The sequence below is a fragment of the Halomonas sp. M20 genome, from assembly GCF_020622265.1.
Lineage (GTDB): Bacteria > Pseudomonadota > Gammaproteobacteria > Pseudomonadales > Halomonadaceae > Modicisalibacter.
The window spans coordinates 131,360-148,776 of sequence record NZ_JACNMQ010000004.1 but is presented as its reverse complement, the minus strand read 5'-3'; the positions used below and the strand labels follow the sequence as shown (position 1 = coordinate 148,776).

15 protein-coding genes and 1 pseudogene are annotated in these 17,417 nt (G+C 57.3%); 10 read left to right on the top strand and 6 right to left on the bottom strand.

What is annotated here, in order from left to right; translation table 11 throughout:
* Positions 1–66: 66 nt before the first annotated feature.
* Positions 67–273 carry a ribosome modulation factor gene (gene rmf, locus H7850_RS11960; protein WP_082140338.1) on the bottom strand — a complete coding sequence of 69 codons (207 nt, stop codon included), beginning with the start codon at positions 271–273 and terminating at the stop codon, positions 67–69.
* A 238-nt stretch (positions 274–511) separates the two neighbouring features.
* On the opposite strand from rmf, the gene rlmKL reads away from it, so the two are divergent.
* Both rlmKL and H7850_RS11950 read left to right on the top strand, forming a co-directional pair.
* Positions 512–2,752, top strand: a complete 2,241-nt coding sequence (gene rlmKL / locus H7850_RS11955) for a bifunctional 23S rRNA (guanine(2069)-N(7))-methyltransferase RlmK/23S rRNA (guanine(2445)-N(2))-methyltransferase RlmL (protein WP_227369765.1) — start codon at positions 512–514, stop codon at positions 2,750–2,752.
* On the top strand, positions 2,749–3,075 hold the full coding sequence (locus H7850_RS11950) for a glutaredoxin family protein (RefSeq protein ID WP_227369764.1): 327 nt from the start codon (positions 2,749–2,751) through the stop codon (positions 3,073–3,075). Before rlmKL ends, H7850_RS11950 begins: the two co-directional genes overlap by 4 nt.
* A 13-nt stretch (positions 3,076–3,088) precedes the next feature.
* Here the strand turns inward: H7850_RS11950 and H7850_RS11945 are convergent, their stop codons facing one another.
* Complete coding sequence (locus H7850_RS11945; RefSeq protein WP_227369763.1) at positions 3,089–3,367, bottom strand: hypothetical protein; 279 nt, start codon at positions 3,365–3,367, stop codon at positions 3,089–3,091.
* A 341-nt stretch (positions 3,368–3,708) separates the two neighbouring features.
* On the opposite strand from H7850_RS11945, the gene pdxB reads away from it, so the two are divergent.
* Together pdxB and H7850_RS11935 are read left to right on the top strand one after the other, a co-directional pair.
* Positions 3,709–4,860: a 4-phosphoerythronate dehydrogenase PdxB gene (gene pdxB, locus H7850_RS11940; RefSeq protein ID WP_227369762.1), complete on the top strand. Its 1,152-nt coding sequence runs from the start codon at positions 3,709–3,711 to the stop codon at positions 4,858–4,860.
* 49 nt (positions 4,861–4,909) lie between these two features.
* Positions 4,910–5,713: an MOSC domain-containing protein gene (locus H7850_RS11935; protein ID WP_227369761.1), complete on the top strand. Its 804-nt coding sequence runs from the start codon at positions 4,910–4,912 to the stop codon at positions 5,711–5,713.
* A gap of 73 nt (positions 5,714–5,786) precedes the next feature.
* Here the strand turns inward: H7850_RS11935 and H7850_RS11930 are convergent, their stop codons facing one another.
* Both H7850_RS11930 and H7850_RS11925 read right to left on the bottom strand, forming a co-directional pair.
* Entirely contained in the window at positions 5,787–7,505 is a 1,719-nt protein-coding gene (locus H7850_RS11930) for a tetratricopeptide repeat protein (protein WP_227369760.1), read from the bottom strand.
* 52 nt (positions 7,506–7,557) lie between these two features.
* Positions 7,558–8,502 (bottom strand): homocysteine S-methyltransferase family protein, encoded by a 945-nt coding sequence (locus H7850_RS11925; protein WP_227369759.1) that lies wholly within the window; start codon positions 8,500–8,502, stop codon positions 7,558–7,560.
* Positions 8,503–8,668: 166 nt separating this feature from the next.
* On the opposite strand from H7850_RS11925, the gene H7850_RS11920 reads away from it, so the two are divergent.
* On the top strand, positions 8,669–10,252 hold the full coding sequence (locus tag H7850_RS11920; RefSeq protein WP_227369758.1) for an alpha/beta hydrolase: 1,584 nt from the start codon (positions 8,669–8,671) through the stop codon (positions 10,250–10,252).
* 229 nt (positions 10,253–10,481) lie between these two features.
* Here H7850_RS11920 and H7850_RS11915 read toward each other — a convergent pair whose 3' ends face one another.
* Complete coding sequence (locus tag H7850_RS11915; protein ID WP_227369757.1) at positions 10,482–12,848, bottom strand: hypothetical protein; 2,367 nt, start codon at positions 12,846–12,848, stop codon at positions 10,482–10,484.
* 875 nt (positions 12,849–13,723) lie between these two features.
* Here H7850_RS11915 and H7850_RS11910 point away from each other — a divergent pair.
* The 5 genes and pseudogenes from H7850_RS11910 to H7850_RS11895 all read left to right on the top strand — a co-directional run bounded on the left by H7850_RS11910 (position 13,724) and on the right by H7850_RS11895 (position 16,006).
* The gene (locus H7850_RS11910; protein ID WP_227369756.1) at positions 13,724–14,668 is read left to right on the top strand and encodes a LysR substrate-binding domain-containing protein; all 945 of its coding nucleotides are present in this window, start codon (positions 13,724–13,726) and stop codon (positions 14,666–14,668) included.
* Between the two features lie 145 nt (positions 14,669–14,813).
* Positions 14,814–15,101: a hypothetical protein gene (locus H7850_RS11905; RefSeq protein ID WP_227369755.1), complete on the top strand. Its 288-nt coding sequence runs from the start codon at positions 14,814–14,816 to the stop codon at positions 15,099–15,101.
* A gap of 254 nt (positions 15,102–15,355) precedes the next feature.
* Positions 15,356–15,457: pseudogene (locus tag H7850_RS18330) on the top strand (hypothetical protein); the annotation flags it as partial.
* 69 nt (positions 15,458–15,526) lie between these two features.
* Positions 15,527–15,655, top strand: coding sequence for a hypothetical protein (locus tag H7850_RS18120; RefSeq protein WP_264477373.1), 129 nt, complete (start codon positions 15,527–15,529; stop codon positions 15,653–15,655).
* Between the two features lie 30 nt (positions 15,656–15,685).
* Positions 15,686–16,006, top strand: coding sequence for a hypothetical protein (locus H7850_RS11895; RefSeq protein ID WP_227369754.1), 321 nt, complete (start codon positions 15,686–15,688; stop codon positions 16,004–16,006).
* A 196-nt stretch (positions 16,007–16,202) separates the two neighbouring features.
* On the opposite strand, the gene H7850_RS11890 is transcribed toward H7850_RS11895, so the two are convergent.
* Entirely contained in the window at positions 16,203–17,270 is a 1,068-nt protein-coding gene (locus H7850_RS11890) for a class I SAM-dependent methyltransferase (protein ID WP_227369753.1), read from the bottom strand.
* Positions 17,271–17,417: the final 147 nt, after the last annotated feature.

The following is a 17,417-nucleotide window of genomic DNA, read 5'->3' as shown; positions in this document are numbered from 1 at the left end:
GCTCTTTAACCGATCCTTTCGCTGAACATTTGCGCTAAGCAATGAACCGGAAAAGCTGTTCCAGAATCAAGTCACCATGGGGTTTTTATGGATACCGGAAACGCCTGTCATTCCCGACCATTGATCCCCACGACCTTCACGCCAACCGCTCATCCAGTATTCGCGAATATTGATATCTTGGCTGGGACAATCATCTCGGGAGCGGCCCCCCATGCCAGCCTTGTAACCGTGGACATACGCACGCTGGAAGGGATCACGTTTCTGTCGTTTCATCGGATGACCTCACTACTAAAAGATCGAAATTTGGACTCAGGAAAAACTAATCAGGAATACAGGGAAAATTCCCTGCATCATTCCCGAGTCCGGACAAGAAACGCATGCGTTTTTTAGTAGCTACTAGACTCAATGTTTAGACTAATTTACTAAGCCTTGTCGAGACTAAATTTGTTACACCTCCGTTACTGGCAAGAAAACACAGGATCAAAGCGCATCATGCCGGGATTCATACGCCATGTCTGAGCATCAAGAAAATGCCACGATGACCTTCTTCGCTACCTGTCCCAAAGGCAATGAGGAGTTGCTCGCCGCTGAAATTTCGGGTTTGGGCGGGCAGGCAAGCAAAAGCACCGTGGCCGGGATCTATTTTCAGGGCACCCTCGAGGTGGCGTACCGCGCCTGTTTATGGTCCCGACTGGCCAATCGCATCGTGCTGTGCCTTGCACGAGAGGAAGGCATCGTGCGGCCGGAAGCCCTTCAGGAAGTAGCGAAGTGTATCGACTGGACCCGGCATCTGGCGTCGGGGGCGACCCTGGCGGTGGATTTCCACGGTCAGTCCGAGCACATTCGCCATACCCGTTTCGGTGCCCAGACGGTCAAGGATGGGGTGGTGGATGCGCTACGCGAAGCCGGTCAGGAGCGTCCACAGGTAGAGCTGCGTCAGCCGGATCTTCGCCTGTTCGTGCATCTGCATCGTGGCCGACTGACCCTGGGCATCGATCTGGCGGGTACCAGCCTGCATCAGCGCGGCTATCGTCGTGACCCGGGCCATGCGCCCCTCAAGGAGAATCTGGCCGCGGCGCTGCTGGTGCGGGCGGACTGGCCGGCCCGGGCCAAGCGTGGCGAGCCGCTCATCGATCCGCTCTGCGGCTCCGGCACCCTGGTCATCGAAGCAGGGATGATGGCGGCGGATATCGCACCGAATATCAATCGGGAGCGCTTCGGCTTGCATGGCTGGGTAGGGCACGATGACGCGCTGTGGCGAGAGCTCAAGCGCGAAGCCGAAGCCCGGGCAAGCCTTGGGCGACGGCGAATCAAGTCGGCGCTGTACGGCATCGATCAAAGCCCCCAGGCGCTATCCGCCGCCAAGAGTAACGCCATGCGCGCCGGCATTCCCGCGCTGATTGACTTTCGTGGCGGCGCCGTGGCCCAACTGAGCCGACCGGAGAATTGCGCTGGGCCAGGGTTGATGATTACCAATCCGCCCTATGGCGAGCGTATCGGCGAATTGCCGGAGTTGGTGCCTCTGTATGCAAGCTTAGGGGAAAGGGTTCGGCGTGAGTTTCCTGGCTGGGTCCTGGCGCTGTTCACCGGCAACCCGGAGCTTGGCCATCGTACCGGGCTACGCGCTCGCAAGCAGTACGCCTTCAAGAATGGCGCCCTAGACTGCAAACTGCTGATGATCGATATCCCCGTTGCCGACTCGGCGTCAATCGAGACCGATCCGGCTCACATTCGAAATGATGGCAAGTCCGCGTTCGAAGCCGAGTCCGGACCTAGGCACTCGGAAGGCGCGCAGATGTTTGCCAACCGCCTGGAGAAGAACCGCAAGCGCCTCAAGAAGTGGCTCAAGCAGAGCGGCGAGACCTGCTATCGGCTTTATGATGCGGACATGCCGGAGTATGCTCTGGCGGTAGATGTGTATGGCGACCGGGTACATGTCCAGGAGTACGCACCGCCGAAATCCGTCAACGCCGCCCAGGCCCAGCGCCGTTTGATGGATGCGCTGGGGGTGATTCCCGAGGTGCTCGGAGTGCGGTCTGATCATATTTATCTCAAGCAGCGCGAACGCCAGACCGGCAAGGCCCAGTACCAGAAGCGCGACAGCAGCGGCGAGCGTTTCCAGGTGCGGGAGGGCAATGCGGTGCTATGGGTCAATCTACGGGACTATCTGGATACGGGGCTTTTTCTCGATCATCGACCGGTGCGGCGTCGGATCGCCGAAATGGCCACCGGCAAGCGCTTTCTCAATCTGTTCTGCTATACCGGCACCGCTACGGTGCAGGCCGCTATCGGTACTGGAGAGCAGAGTAAAGGGGGCGGTGCCAGCGACAGCGTGAGCGTGGATCTTTCCAACACCTACCTAGAGTGGGCCCGGGACAATCTGGCGCTCAACAACATTGATCCCAGCCGCCACCGGGTGGTGCGAGAGGACTGCTTTCACTGGCTGCAAACCGCCGGCAGCGAGTTCGATCTGATCTTTCTCGATCCGCCGACCTTCTCCAACTCCAAGAAGATGGAAGAGAGCCTGGATATCCAGCGCGATCATGGCCGGCTACTGGACCTGGCCATGGCCCGCCTGGCGTCGGAAGGCACGCTGATATTCTCCAACAACCAGCGGCGTTTCAAATTGGATGATGCCCTGCTCGAACGCTACGCGGTAGAAGACATTTCGGCTCAGACCTTCGATCCGGATTTCCAACGCCGCCCCAATCTGCATCACTGTTTTCTGATGCGTCATCGCGAGGCCTCATGAGACAACTGACGCTTTATACCACCCTGGGCTGCCATTTATGTGAGCAGCTCGAGGCGGAGCTTTCACGTATCGGGACGGACAACATCGTTCTCGAGCGGGTCGAGATCGCGGATAGCAATGCGCTGATCGAGCGCTACGGCACGCGGATACCGGTGCTGGCGGACGAACAAGGCGATGAGCTGGAGCGGGGGTTCGAGCGGGATCGACTGGCGGCCTGGCTCGATATTCGGGGTCTGCTGGCGTTCGTCGATGAGTCGCCGCAGCCCATGGACGAGAGACCTGTAGGCGCGCGAAGAGTCAACGGGCGGCGTTTCTTGGGTTAGCGCTTTCAAGCAATCAGAAGTCGAGCAGCGACAGCTGTTGAACCGCATCGCGGCCCTCGGGACTTTCGTCGCTCGCCTCGAGCACCTTGTGAAAGCCTCGTGCCCCTTGGATATTGGCAACGTCTTCGAGCCACATCATCGCCTGATCGTGACTGCCGGCTACCTGATGCTTGAGCCCGCCGAACTGGGTGCCGATCTGGCCCCAGGCGCGACTGAATATCCAGTCGCCGAGCATGTCCTGGTGGACATGCACAAGCACGTAGTCATGATTACTTTCCCAGCGGACGATCACGGAGTCTCCTTGGCAGGCGGCTTTATCCTTGTGGCGCTTGAAAGCGCGGCCTAATATGGCGGCAATATTGTAACTGCCCCCAAAGGGTGTTTACAAAACAGGCGAACGAAGGCAAAACAAGTCGAAATTGGACGACAAATCGGCAGGATTGCCGATTTGGACAGCGCTAGCTGCTCGAAGAGCGAGCAACATGGACGTTGCGAGTCAAAAAGCGCAGTTTACGCGGGGTAAATGAGCATTTTGACCGGGCTGGCGCACCAGGACAATTTCAACGCTGTGTTGCCGAGTGCAGGCATTTTGCAAAGACCCTTTCAGGCTGCGAACAAGGAGCAAGTTATCCCATGCGCCTACTAGTGGATCAGAACGTGCCCTTAGCGGAGGAGTTCTTCGGTGAACTGGGTGAGATCACCCGCATGCCGGGCCGCGAGATCGATAATGATGCCGTACGCGACCAGGATATTCTGGTGGTACGTTCCATCACCCAGGTCGATGCCGCGCTGCTGGAAGGCTCCAGCGTGCGCTTTGTGGGTACCTGTACCATTGGCACCGATCATGTGGATATGGATTATCTTCGGAAAAGACAGATCGGCTTTGCCAGTGCCCCAGGCTGCAATGCCGAATCCGTGGTGGACTATGTGCTGTCCAGCCTGTTGATGCTGGCGGAGGAGCAGGACTTCGTGCTGGCGGAGCGTACCGTCGGCATCGTCGGTGCCGGCAATGTGGGTGATCGTTTGCGCCAGCGTCTCGAAGAACTCGACGTCACCTGTCTGATCTGCGATCCCCCTCGGGCGAAGCAGGAAAATCGCGACGATTTCCTCGATATCGACACCGTGATCAAGCGTGCCGACATCGTCAGCCTGCACACGCCCTTGACCAACGAAGGGGAGCATCCCACTCGTCATCTGCTGGACGCGACGCGCATAGCCGCGCTGAAACCGGGAACGCTTCTGATCAATACCGGGCGGGGCACCTGCATCGATACCATGGCATTGCGTCAGCGTCTCGAGGAACGAGCGGATCTGAGTACCGTGCTCGATGTGTGGAAAAACGAGCCTGCCATTGATCAAGTGCTTTGTGATCTGGTGGATATCGCCACCCCCCATATTGCCGGTTATAGCCTGGATGGCAAGATGCGCGGCACCGAACTGGTCTATCAGGCCATGATGAGGCATTTCGGGTTGCCCGCGCGGCGCAAGCTCGGTCAGATCAAACCGGACAACTGGCTGCGCAAGATCGTACTGTCAGGATCGGCACCGCCCATGGAGGCGCTGTCGCTATGCGTGCGAGCCTGCTACGACGTGCGACGCGACATGCTCGGCTTCGATCGTTATCGCCAGCGGCTGGGCCTGACCCAAGCGTTTGACCGCTATCGCGCTGAATATCCGGTACGCCGAGAGTTTTCGACCTTGAGGGTGGAGTTGAAGAAGAATAGCGGCGACCTGCGCGACGCCATTGAAGGTTTTGGCTTCAAGCTCAAGCTTGCCGGCAAGTGACAGCGTATTGTCATCATGAGAGATGCATCCATGACTAGAGAATTGACCAATGCCCTCCGATACCTTGCACCTGTCAGCACTCTATCGCTATCCGATCAAATCCACCGCAGGTGAGTCGTTGGATCGTGCCGTCGTAGGCGAAGAGGGGATCGCAGGTGATCGACGCTTCATGCTGGCAAGACCCGACGGCGTCTTTCTTACTGCACGTTCTCATCCCCAGTTGGTGACCATCCGCGCAGAGCTGAGCGATACAGGGGTGGTGTTGCACCACCCCGCACTTGAGCCTTTGGCACTTGAGTTCGACTCGTTCGAAAAAGAGCCCTTTACGACTCAAGTGTGGAATGACAGTTTTCGGGCGTTGACCACCACGCTGGAGGCGGACTGCTGGTGCGAACAGGCGCTTGGCGAACCGGCTCGCTTCTTGTGGCTCGGCGAGCGCTCGCCGCGCTATAGCCAGGCCATCGGCAAACGGCTTAGTTTTGCTGATGGCTTCCCCTTGATGCTGATTGGTGAAGCGTCTCTCGAAGATCTCAATCAGCGTGCCTCGGGCGCGCATGTCATGGCTCAGTTTCGCCCTAATCTGGTGATGTCTGGCGGCTTACCCTTTGCTGAAGACAAATGGCATTTGCTGCGCATCGGTGAAACGGAACTCGCGGTGCGCAAACCCTGTACCCGTTGCGCCATGATTACCGTCGACCCAGACACCGGTACCTTCATCGATAAACGCGAACCCCTGCGCACTCTGGCGGATTATCGTCGGGGGTTAACCGGACAGGTCGAGTTCGGCCAGAATCTGGTGGTGCTGACCGGGGGTGAACTGGAGGTAGGGATGCCAATTGAGGTGCTGGGCTAAACTAAAATCTGTTAGCCATCCACTCATTACCCAGACCGGCCAGCGATATCGCTGGCCGGTCATGAAATAGGCATCACAGCCGATCCAAGGCCAACAGGGAGCGGTCACCAAGCCATACCCGGCCAAACTCACGCTCGGTCTGCTTGACCGAGGCATCCCCGGCCTGTTGCTGCGCCTGCATTAGCCCCCATAGCGCCCAGCCATTTTTCGGCTGCTTCGCCAGCGCCTGATGGAAAGTCATGATCGCCTCCTGTACTCGGCCATCCTGGAGCTGTACCGCAGCCAGGGTCTGTCGGATCGGGTAGTACCAGTAGGGCGGTTCCATATAGGCGATGGCATCCTCCAGGGTAATCGCTTCCTGCAAATGATGCTCGGCAGCCGAGTAGTTCTGCCGAGATTGTTCGACCCGCGCTTCGACAACGTGCTTGGCGATCTCGAGCAGGGTACGCGCCGGGACGTATTGAGCCTCGAGCCCTTCCAGGTCGGCGTTGGTGTAAAGCGCGTTCAAGGCTGAAACTTCCGTTAACGCATCATCAATACGGCCCAGTCGGGCGAAGGCCACACCCCGGGCATAGTGCCAATAGCCCTTGACGAAGGGGAAGCGGTTGCCGGGGTCAGCCAGCGCCAGGATGGCCTCGGGCTCCGCGAACTGAGCGTGGGCAGAATAGGGCGCTGTCTTGATCGCCTGCACCCAGCCGAACTCCGCGGATACCTCGTTCGAGGTGATGGCGCCGAGTTTCTCGGCGGATATCAAAACATCGTCCTTGGCCCCGGACAGCTGGGCGGCCACCATCAAAAAGTGCACGTTGTGCGGGTAGTAGCCGAAGCGATAGAGCGGACTGGCGGCACCGCCCATCGCTTCCAGCATCCGCTCGTCCGCGGCGATGGCGTCGCGGTTGACCGCCAGCGAATCCTGATAGCGCCCGACCCGGCTGTAGATATGCGCCGGCATGTGCGTTAGATGACCGGCTCCCGGCATCGCGCCGCGCAGGGTGTCCGCGTGAGGTTCCGCGCGTTCCGGGGTCGCGGAAGCTTCCACCGCGTGGATATAGAGATGCGCTGCCGCGGGATGACCCGGCGCGACGACGAGCGCACGCTCCAGAGTGGCGACGATAGCCGCCGCATGGCCCTTGGGGGTAGTGCCATCCGCTTCCCAATAATCCCAGGGTTGCAGATTCATCAGTGCATCGGCATAGAGCACCTGGATATCCGAATCGCTTGGATAGCGCTGGGCGACCGCCTGGATGGCATCTGCCCAGGACTGATCCAGTGTCACACGATCCGTATCCGGATCTGGGGCATAGCGCACAGCCAGCGCCTCGATTAGCGCCTGTTCCCTGGGCGTCGCGGCATTCTTTAGTGTCATTGCTTGAGTGATGGCCTCAAATGCCGGCGTAATGGCCTCTGGGTGCATGGCGTCATTGATATTGGAGCCAAGGACGAAGGCTTCGCCCCAGAAACACATGGCGCAACTTGGGTCGAGCCGCTGAGCCTCCCGGAATGCGCGCCGCGCCTCGGCATGATTGAAGCCCCAGGCGAGCTTCAAGCCTTGATCGAAATACGCCTGGGCTTGTGAACTGCGAGTCGTGATCTTGTAACTGCGCTTACCGAGCCCTTCGTAGAGAGGCACTCGGGCAGCGAAGTCAGCTGTCGGCTCGGTACGCTCGCCGGCGAAGCCAACGCCGGGCTTGAAGAGTTCCGTCTTGCGCGCGTCCTCATGAGCGAGGGATGCAGTACTGATCGCGGTGGCGAGAAGCGCCGCAGAAGTCAGAGTGAATGTCGTTGCTTTCATGATAGGTATCCTATTGTCGGGGCGTTATCGGCGCCCCGGTTCATTGATCGACTCAGCTCGCCATGGCGTCGCCGGAGGTGAAAGCCGCAGCGATCGCATGGACATGGCGCAGATCCGTGCCGCAGCAGCCACCGAGTACGTTGACCCAAGGCATTCTTGCGACCAGCGAGCCATACTGCGCTGCCAGCTCCAGAGGATTACCCGCATCGAGCTCCTCGGCGGCGTCCAATTCGGCATGGCTGCAGCGCGAGGCGTTACAGCGCAGCCCCTTGATGCGGCGCGTCCATTCGTCGTCAGTGAGGGCGTCAATAAAATGCTCTGGATGCGCACAGTTGACCATGAAGTAGGCCGCCGCCTGGCGGGTCGCTGCGTCCACCTCTTGAATGGCTTCGCCCAGGGGCTGGCCGGTGGGTAGCCGACCATCGGTCTCCACGGTGAAGGAGACGACAATGGGCAGGCCGGCCTTATCCGCCGCCCGAACGATGCCTGTGGCTTCCTCGGCCTGGGTGAAGGTGAGCGCCGAGACCATCTCAACCTCGCTGTCCGTAAGCCAGTGGAGCTGCTGGGCGTGATACTCCTCGGCCTCGGAAGCACTCAGCAGGGTTTCCGGCGCATAGGCGTCACCCTTGGGGCCGATGACGGCGTTGAGCACGGTGGGGCCTTGGTTACCGGCGAATTCGTCGCGTAGCGTAGCGATGAAGTTCACGGCTTCAAGGTTCGCCGTGCGCAGCTCGGCTTCCGTGGCGCCCAGATCCTGTGCCCAGTGGCTATGGGCCTTCCAGGTCGGGGCATCAAGGATGAAGCCGGTCCCGCACTCTCGAGCGAGAGACAAAAAGCCGCGAAAATACTCGGCCAGGGCATGGCGGCCCGCTGCGCTGGAAAGCAGGGTGTGCGCCGCGAACTCGCGAATTTCGATACCGTGGTTAAAGATCAGATCCGTCTCCAGACCGCCATCGGTTAGAAACAATTCGCCGGAGGATTGGGGTAGAGTTTTCATGTGACGATTCATGATGGTGTATCTCGTTCTTGAGTCCGGCCCCGTGCCGAGCTCGCAACACAGAATTTATGCGCCAATCGTTGTACTCAGCGTTGTAACCAGCGTGGAATTTTGATCAAAAGCCGACGAGACTGTAGGTAATAAGGCCATCCTGTGAGTACGAACGATGTCTGAGCTCACGATTCGAACCCTGGGCGAACTGGCGGTGAACCGAGATGGCGAATACGTGCCCTTGCCGGCGTCGAAGAAAACCCGTGCCTTACTGGTGTATCTTGTGCTGACTGCTCGACCTCAGCGGCGCGACCGACTGTGTGAGATGTTCTGGGAAGTGCCGGACGATCCGCGTGGTGCGTTAAGATGGTCGCTGTGCAAGCTGCGTTTAGTGGTCAATGACGCCACTATCGAACGATTGGTCGCGGATCGAGAACGCGTCACCTTCCTGGAACTTCAGATCGAGATCGATATTCACCGTCTGGCAGCTCGGCTTAAACAACCTGATCTACAAGCTGCGGAGCTGATCGAAATGGCGGCGCGTTTACAACAACCGCTACTCGACGGCATCGATCTGCCGAACCAGGAACTCTTTCAGCGCTGGCTGACTGCTGAGCGTCAAGAGAAAGATCGTCTTCAAACCCGTATGACACAACGGCTGGCTACCCACGTGGATTTGTCACCGGATCACGCCTTACCCTGGAACAGGGAATGGCTCAGTGCGGATCCATACAATCCTGTAGCGGGCGCCGAACTCCTGTTTCGCCTTCGTCAGCTAAGGTTCGATCAAGAGGCCGACGCCTTGTCTGGGGAGCTGGATCGACGCTTTCGCAGCGCCGGAATTCAGTGGCCAGTGAAATCCAATACCACGCCAAGCGTCGCCTTTCAGGAATCGGCGGCACCTCTTGCCCGACAGCTGCTGGCCCATCAGAAAATTCGCTTCTGCACTGCCAAGGATGGAGTGCGTATCGCCTATGCCTGTGTCGGCAAGGGCACGCCATTGGTCAAGGCTGCGAACTGGTTGACGCATCTGGAACTTGACTGGGATGCACCAATCTGGAGTCCGCTATTTCGTGAACTCGCCAGCGAACATCTGCTGCTACGCTACGATGAACGCGGTAACGGCTTATCGGATTGGGACGTAGGTGAGATTTCCTTTGAGGTCTTCGTGGCGGATCTCGAGACGGTGATCGACAATCTCGGCCTTGAGCGCTTTGCGCTATTGGGTATCTCCCAAGGCGCCGCGGTATCGATCGAGTATGCGGTGCGCCATCCTGAGCGAGTCTCGCACCTGATCCTGTTCGGCGCCTATGCCGCCGGATGGCGTATCCACGCGTCGCCTCAGACCATCAAGGAACGCGAGGCCTTATTGACCTTGACGGAAAGCGGTTGGGGGCAGGACAACCCGGCCTATCGCCAGATCTTTTCCTCGACCTTTATGCCCAGTGCCACTTTCGATGAGTTGCAATGGTTCAATGAATTTCAGCGGCGCACCACCTCGCCGGAGAACGCGGCGCGTTTCCTCTCGGCCTTCGGCGACGTTGACGTGCGCCATCGCCTGGCCAATGTGCGCGTACCCACCTTGGTCATTCACTCGCAACGAGACGGGCGCATCCCGGTCAGCTCGGGCCGCGAGATCGCAGCCTCTATTCCCAACGCGCAGTTCATGAGCTTGGAAAGCGATGGTCATCTGCTGTTGGGTCGTGAGCCGGCGGCCCAGCAGTTTGTCGAAGCGGTGAGAGGGTTCATTACGAAGTAGGGCTAAGCAGCGCGATTCCACAAGCTAGCGTTATAATTTTTTATAAATGCTTATTTTCTTACCACGACTAAAACGGATCATATCGGTTGGATCCATCTGACCGACGAACAGAGTGCGGTTTGATACGAAGATTGCCGAAAAGAGACAGGTTCGTTTTACATTGCTTCGACAAGTCGTTGAGCACGGCGCGAACCGTGCTCAACTGGGTCGATTGCTTACACTAGATGACTTACTTGGTGGCTGCGGTACCGCCGGCTGCCACCCGGACGATGGAGAGGGCATCGACGACTTCGTTCGCCATGCCATTGGCCCCGCTGTCGAACAAGAGAGCGCACTCACTCACCGTGGTGTTTTCGCCGGTACCTGTAAGCTCACAGTTGACGAGGTCATCGGCATCACCGCTTAAGCCATCAATCTTGAATGACCCTAGGGTCGTGAACGCCATACTACCGCTGGCGTCCACCGAGGCGCCCTTGACGTCTTCCGTACTCAACTCAAGACCGATATCCGATCCGTCGAACAGCAGTTCCCAGACATTGCCATTGTGCACCAATAGATCCTCGTCCTGGGCAGAGAGCGCGCCATTACGGCCTGGCACGTTGGCCTTACCCAAGGTGCTGATCACCAACCGACCCTCAGTGTCAGAAGTAATCGCGTCGATATCCTCACCGTTTGTGGTCAATCCGGCATCGGCCCCGCGCAAAAACATTCGTAGGGTGCCAGTGGTTACTTTACCCAATTGCTCCGGCGTGAAAAGCAGTATGTCCGAGTCGTCAACCTCGCCGACCCTAGGTAGTGAAACAGGCTTGTCGACGCTCAACAGCATGGTGCCATCCGAGCGGCCGTGGAAGGCATCGATATCCACCGACCCAAGGCCGATGTCCGAGCCGTCGATGAGCATTGTCCAGCGCTGCCGCTGAGGACTGAACGCCAACACATCCTCGTCTCGGAAATCGATACCATCGACATTGCCGCTCGAGCTCGAGCTGAGATGAAAGATGGATGCCTCACTGCCTTCATCCGTTGCCGGGACGAAGTGCGCGACAGCCATTGCGGATTGACCGCTAGGTGACGGTAATTCGATCTTGCGAGCACCCTCGCCAAAAGCGACCGCGGTGCTGAATCGACCGGGGAAGAACAGGTTCTCGCCACCGTCGTCCACCGTAAGATTTCGTGACACGAACTCTCCCTCCACCGCCTGGCCGAACGACGGCTGAATTTGGTCGTTGTCGACAGATAAGCCGGCGAGGAAGGTGGCATCCTTGAGCGGGTTATCGTTAGGATCCTTTATAACAACGGTGGCGGAATCCTTACCAATAACCATCGATTGACTGAAAAATTCACCGCCAATGAAAATCGCGCCACCCACTTTTTTACTGGTATCGGCGTCCAGGTTATGGATGAAATCCTTTTTCCTACCGCCTGCTTGAGTAACCGTCTGAACCAGTCCGTTAAAACGATTTATCTGTGCGATAAAAATGTCGGTTTCGCCGCGGCTTGTAAGTGCAGTTTCTCCAATACTGGCCTCGTCTCTGAAATTACCCGCTGCGTAGACGTGGAAACCTTTATTGACCACTTGGCGAACGCTATCCGATTGCGTACCGCCAAACTGGGTCACAAACCGTTCCTGACCCGAGGTAGTGTAGCTCACCACGAAGCCGTCGGTTTTTCCGCTGCTGGTCAGCTCTGTGGGCTGTTGTCCGGTTCGATCCGGAAATTGTATCGTGCCCAGAAAATCACCCCCAACGTGAATTGTACCCGGTCCAAAGTCGACGCTTGTTCCCTCTGCCTCATCGCCGCCAGCTTGGAGAACGAAGTCGACAGAACCATCGAAGGCGTAGATGGCCGTGTACATATCCGAGTCGTTCGGGGAAAGTGCTAGCAGGGACTTCCCGGAATTAGACTGTCCTTGGAAATCGGCGATGCCGTTGAACGCACCCGTCACTGCAAGATTGCCGTTGGTACTGAGATCGCTTACGGTGACCAACCTGTCGCTGGCGATCTGATTTGCCCATTTTGCCTCGCCTGTTTCTGGATCAAGCTGGGCCACGAAACCGTTGGCATTGATATCGGAAACCAGACTCTGCGAGCCAATCACCAGGCGACCTCCAAAAACGCCGACGATAAAGATGTTGCCAAACTTGTCGTCAAATTTGATACCGGTGGGTTGTGTAAAAAGCTGAGTTTGGCTGACGAACACATCAAACTTCTGTACCCAGATCAGGTTGTCATCCGTGTCGTATTTCGCGACGAAGAAGTCACCGTTTGTGCCTTCAAGCTCCTGCGCGCTTCGGCCTTCACCGAATAGCACGGTGCCGGTGAAGTTTCCCAGGACATAGCGATTGCCGGCCGGGTCAAGGGCGACATCTTGTGCCCTGACTTGCCCGCTTTCGCTTTCTTCCACCAGTACGTCGCTGATATCGAAGCGATCTGCATTCGTTTGCGCATGGGCCAGATTGGCATCAGTGTCCCAAAGTACTGCAGTGCCCAATGTAGCAAGCATTGAGAGCGTGATGGCGCCAGTTGTGAATAGATGTCTGGCCTTGATAATAGAAGAAATCGAGGCAATCTCTGTCGTGATTAAATTGCGTTTCATGATTAATAACTCCCTTGAGTTAGTTGTTGTTTGCATGTGTCAACAACACCAACAGATTTATAGTGCTGTTGAACGTCGCAGAGTTATTCTTTGCCCTGAGCGTGGGAACGAGCGTGGTGACTAGCGTGGTAAATCGGAGAGATGTCGTGGTAAATCGGAGAGATGTTGTAGGAATTCATCGTCGTGACGTCGGCATTCCGCCATTCGATGGTCGTGTATGAATTTACCGAAGCTGTATAGTCGTCAGTGGCAAACCCTTCAGAGAGTAGAATATCGCTGGAGGGGGGTTACAGATTGCTTTTTGATGGCCTATAGCTTCTGTTTACCAAGCACTGTCGGCGCGACAATGGAAGCACCGGTGTCGGAAAAGAAAGGGGTTTTTTCTGAGTCACCGTTAAGGCTTGATTTCAGGGCGGTGCATCCCGCGTGCCGGGCACGCCAATCGTCTTCGGTTTAGAATCGCCCTTAGCATGAGGGGTAAAGACGTGCATACACCGCAGGCAAGCGCCAACAAATCAGCCTGGTTCCGGTATTTTGCTACCTCATCACCTTCGATACGGCCGGCGGATTCGGCTTACTCGACGGACTCGTACACGTTCACGCCTATCGGTCAGCACTTTCGAGGCGTGCTTCCGTGCGCAATGCCGTATCCAAAGCACTTGTACGACTTCCTTCTGCGCCGGGACAGCTACCTCGCGGAGCTGCTTCGTAAGGTGGCATAGCTATAGATGCCATTTTAAGGTAACCGGTCCCGGTTTGTATCACCGTCCGAATAGGTACCGGTCCAGGCAAAGTTTGCTAAATTTATAATATAAAGCTGCGTTGTAGAGCCTTTGTTGATATTGCCCGTTGCGCCGACCTTGGAGAACCCTTCGATGAATCGCAATGACCTGCGGCGTATCGATTTCAATCTTCTGATCGTGTTCGAAACTCTGATGCACGAGCGAAGCGTGACCCGGACCGCCGAAAAACTGTTTCTGGGTCAACCTGCCATCAGTGCGGCACTCTCGCGCCTCCGCGTTTTGTTTGGCGATCAGCTGTTCATTCGTGTTGGTTGCAACATGGAACCCACAACACGCGCAAGGGAGATATTCACTCAACTTCAGCCTGCGCTGGACGCTATTTCCTGCGCCTTGGGTAGCACTAGTCATTTCATCCCCACCCGCAGCGGTACCATTTTTCACATTGGTTTATCGGATGATGTCGAGTTGTCGTTGTTTCCTCTACTGCTACGTCGCTTACGTTTCGAGGCTCCTAATATTGCGTTGGTCATGCATCGTACCAACTATCTCAACTTGCCCACATTACTGAACTCCGATGAAATTTCAGTCGGTGTCGGCTGTACTCGCAAATTGCTTCCTAACGCCAAACGTAAAAGACTGCGATGCAGCAAGCTGTGCGTTCTATGCACCGCTAGCCATCCGCAAGTATTGTCCTTGGATGACTATTGCAAGCGTCCGCATGCGCTAGTGGCCTGTGCGGGCGAGATGAATAGCGTCGTCGACGAACGGTTGGCCGAATGGGGACGCACGCGTCATGTCACGCTGAATCTACCCGAATTCAGTGGATTAAGTGCCCAACTGGTGGATACGGATATTATCGCCACGGTGCCGGATTATGTGGCCGCCCCCCTAACCGCCAATGCACGGCTACGCGAGAATACTTTGCCGTTCGATAGTCCAACTTTCGAGCTGTCGATGATTTGGAACGCGCTTCACGACAATGATCCTGCCGATCGCTGGTTGCGTTCGCACATTCAAACCTCCATGACGGATCAACAAAATCGAATTCAAGCTAATGAAGCGTTTTCTAACGGATAGGTACAAGTTCTGCACGACAAGTATTAACAATTGCTTTGATACAGGACTTTAATCGGATCGATTCGTGCCCCGTTTGGCGGCGCTGCATAATTTAGATGCCAGGTAGGGTGATCCTTACCCTTCCTCCACATAGGAGGTTATTGACATGAGCATCAAGCCGCTTATTCTCACCACCGTTTTCGCATTATTTCTACCGACAGCTTTGGTCGCTAGCGAGATAACTGAGCGTGCTGAGGTAAGATTTACCCAAGCGCTTTCCCAACGGGTATCAATGGACGAACCTTTGAATATCAGGTTCGCCAATAGTGAGGGGCAAAGTGATGCGATGACTCAAACAATCGCTCGTCTTTCGGCAAGAAGCACAGCATTGGAAAAAGGCTCATCAACGAATAAAAGGACAACCTCCCGCGCAATGAAGCCATTGGATTGGTGAGCATGATGCTGAGTAAAAAAACTTATGGCCTTAGGGTATTCGGAATCAATATTTTGAATCATGAGTATTCAAAGGCCACTCCCATTCGGTGAACACGGCTACCTGAGCCGCTGCCACGGTCTGACCATCGATAACCTGCTGATAATGACGATATGAGAACATCGTAATGGTTAGCCTGTCGACTGGGCACACACTCTGATCTTCGACACGTCATCGTTATGCTATTGGATTCTGCTTAAACCTACCGTCGTGCACTTGCCGTCAAATGGGTCAAGGACGGCATGAGTCAGCAAAAGGCTGCCGACCGTCTAGAGGTGACTCAAGGCGCTGTCAGCCAATGGGTCGCTCGGGACTAAGAATGCGGTGAAAAAGCGCTCAAGATACAGCCGCGATCCGGTCGGCCACCTTGTCTTCCTCCCGAGAAGATGGCCAAGGTGCTGGTGGCGCTCGAAGCCTTGGGGCCGAAAGGCTTCGGCTATGAAGACCAGCGCTGGACGACGCAGCGTATTGTCGATGCCATCGTACGGCTGACTGACGTTCACTACTGTACCTAGTCGACTAGCGATCTATCTAGGCAATGGTGCTTGTCCTGGCAAGTGCCCAAGCACCAGGATAGCCGGCGTGACGAAGCCGCCATCGACCACTGGCGAGAACAGCTCCGGCCAGAATTAAAAAAAGACGCTAAGGTGCAGAATGAAACGCTGATCTTAGTCGATGAGTCGAGCTTTCATCTCTGCTCGCATCCTCTGAAGACCTTTGCCTCCGTGCGGCAGACGCCGGTGATCAAGGGCAAGCGAGGGCAGTCGCTGCGTCATATAGTCATCGATGCCGTCTCGAGCGAAGGCTGTAGCTATTTTCACTGGACCTCGGGCACGGCACCGGCGCAAGCATCGTGGCATTCCTAAAGACGTTGCTATGCTATTGGCCGGGCAAGCTGCGTATCGTCTGGGACAATGCCCCGGTCCGCCGGCCTGGCTAGAATCGGTCTAACCAGGTTGCAGACTAGCGCCAGAGCCGTGCCGGCGATCACCACCTCGATCGTATTTATCTTCTTTCATGTAAGCGACCATAGCCCCGACCATCGTGCTCGGGGCTATGGGGTCAGCGCCTGGCCTCGAGGATGAGGTTGAACGGCGTCTCGGCCGCGCGGCGGAAACGGGTGAACCCCGCCTGGCGAAAGACCTCGGCGAGCCGGGTTTCTCCCGCCTGGGCACCCAGCACCAGTCGCCCGCCCTCGGAGATCGAGTGCGCGCAGCAAAGCGTCGTGGAGGCGGCGTAGTAGAGGCGTGCGACCGGCGAGACGTTGTCCTCCAGACGGTCGTTGGCGAATGGCTCGACCAACATCACCGTGCCATCGGGGTCGAGCGATTCGGCGGCATGCCGGGCCGCCGCCAGCGGGTCGCCCATGTCGTGCAGGCAATCGAAGAAGCAAATGAGGTCGTATGGTCCGCCGGGATAGTCGGTGGCGCTAGCCGTTTCGAAGACGACGCGATCGTCGACGCCAGCCTGCCTGGCATGTCCTTTCGCCGCGATGATCGATGCCTGATGCACGTCGAAGCCACGAAACTCCGATGCCGGGAAGGCCTCCGCCATCAGCACCGACGAGTGGCCGTAACCGCAGCCGACATCGGCCACGCGGCTCCCCGCCGCGAGTCTATCGACCACACCCTCGAGAGCCGGCAGCCAGTCGGGCACCAGACTGCCGCGATAGGCATTGCGGTAGAAGGCCGCGACGCCGCAATAGAGCCGCCCATCATGATCGCCCCAGGCGACGCCCTCGCCGCTGCGGAAGGCCGCGACCGCCTTGTCCTCGTCGAACCACATGGAGGCCGGCACCTGCCAGGCGTTCGGAATGAAGACGGGGCTTTCCGCGTCGGCCAGCACCACCGCCTGTTCGGGGGAGAGTTCGTAGCTATCGTCGTCCGGCTGGTAGTTGGCATAACCGCCGGCGACCTGGGCATTCAGCCATTCCCGCACGTAGCGCTCGGCACAATGCGTGCGTGTGGCAAGATCCCGGGCACCGACCGGGCCTGCCTCGGCCATCGCCTGGTAGAGACCAAGCTTGTGGCCGATACTGATCATTACTCCGCCATAGCCAGCAGAGAGATCGCCGACGGCCCGCGCCAGGAAGGCGTCCAGTTTCTGCTGATCGATTGCCTGAGCATTCATGATGTCGTGTCCTCTGTACCTTGGCGGGCGGGACCATCCCGTCGCTGACGAAATGATCGCAACCGCGAGGGTCCAGAGGCAGAGCCAGATTTCTCACAATCGGTTCGTTTGTGCCATTTCGGCCATTTTTCGCACATGCGAGGGCTT

Excerpts from the sequence above, each read along its gene's own strand:
- H7850_RS11905 (WP_227369755.1), top strand. The coding sequence starts at position 14,814 with ATGAGCATCAAGCCGCTTATTCTCACCACCGTTTTCGCATTATTTCTA.
- H7850_RS11910 (WP_227369756.1), top strand. The coding sequence starts at position 13,724 with ATGAATCGCAATGACCTGCGGCGTATCGATTTCAATCTTCTGATCGTG.
- H7850_RS11925 (WP_227369759.1), bottom strand. The coding sequence starts at position 8,502 with ATGAAAACTCTACCCCAATCCTCCGGCGAATTGTTTCTAACCGATGGC.
- H7850_RS18120 (WP_264477373.1), top strand. The coding sequence starts at position 15,527 with ATGGCCAAGGTGCTGGTGGCGCTCGAAGCCTTGGGGCCGAAAGGCTTC.
- H7850_RS11915 (WP_227369757.1), bottom strand. The coding sequence starts at position 12,848 with ATGAAACGCAATTTAATCACGACAGAGATTGCCTCGATTTCTTCTATT.
- H7850_RS11935 (WP_227369761.1), top strand. The coding sequence starts at position 4,910 with ATGCCCTCCGATACCTTGCACCTGTCAGCACTCTATCGCTATCCGATC.
- rmf (WP_082140338.1), bottom strand. The coding sequence starts at position 273 with ATGAAACGACAGAAACGTGATCCCTTCCAGCGTGCGTATGTCCACGGT.
- H7850_RS11890 (WP_227369753.1), bottom strand. The coding sequence starts at position 17,270 with ATGAATGCTCAGGCAATCGATCAGCAGAAACTGGACGCCTTCCTGGCG.
- H7850_RS11920 (WP_227369758.1), top strand. The coding sequence starts at position 8,669 with ATGTCTGAGCTCACGATTCGAACCCTGGGCGAACTGGCGGTGAACCGA.
- H7850_RS11930 (WP_227369760.1), bottom strand. The coding sequence starts at position 7,505 with ATGAAAGCAACGACATTCACTCTGACTTCTGCGGCGCTTCTCGCCACC.
- pdxB (WP_227369762.1), top strand. The coding sequence starts at position 3,709 with ATGCGCCTACTAGTGGATCAGAACGTGCCCTTAGCGGAGGAGTTCTTC.
- H7850_RS11950 (WP_227369764.1), top strand. The coding sequence starts at position 2,749 with ATGAGACAACTGACGCTTTATACCACCCTGGGCTGCCATTTATGTGAG.
- rlmKL (WP_227369765.1), top strand. The coding sequence starts at position 512 with ATGTCTGAGCATCAAGAAAATGCCACGATGACCTTCTTCGCTACCTGT.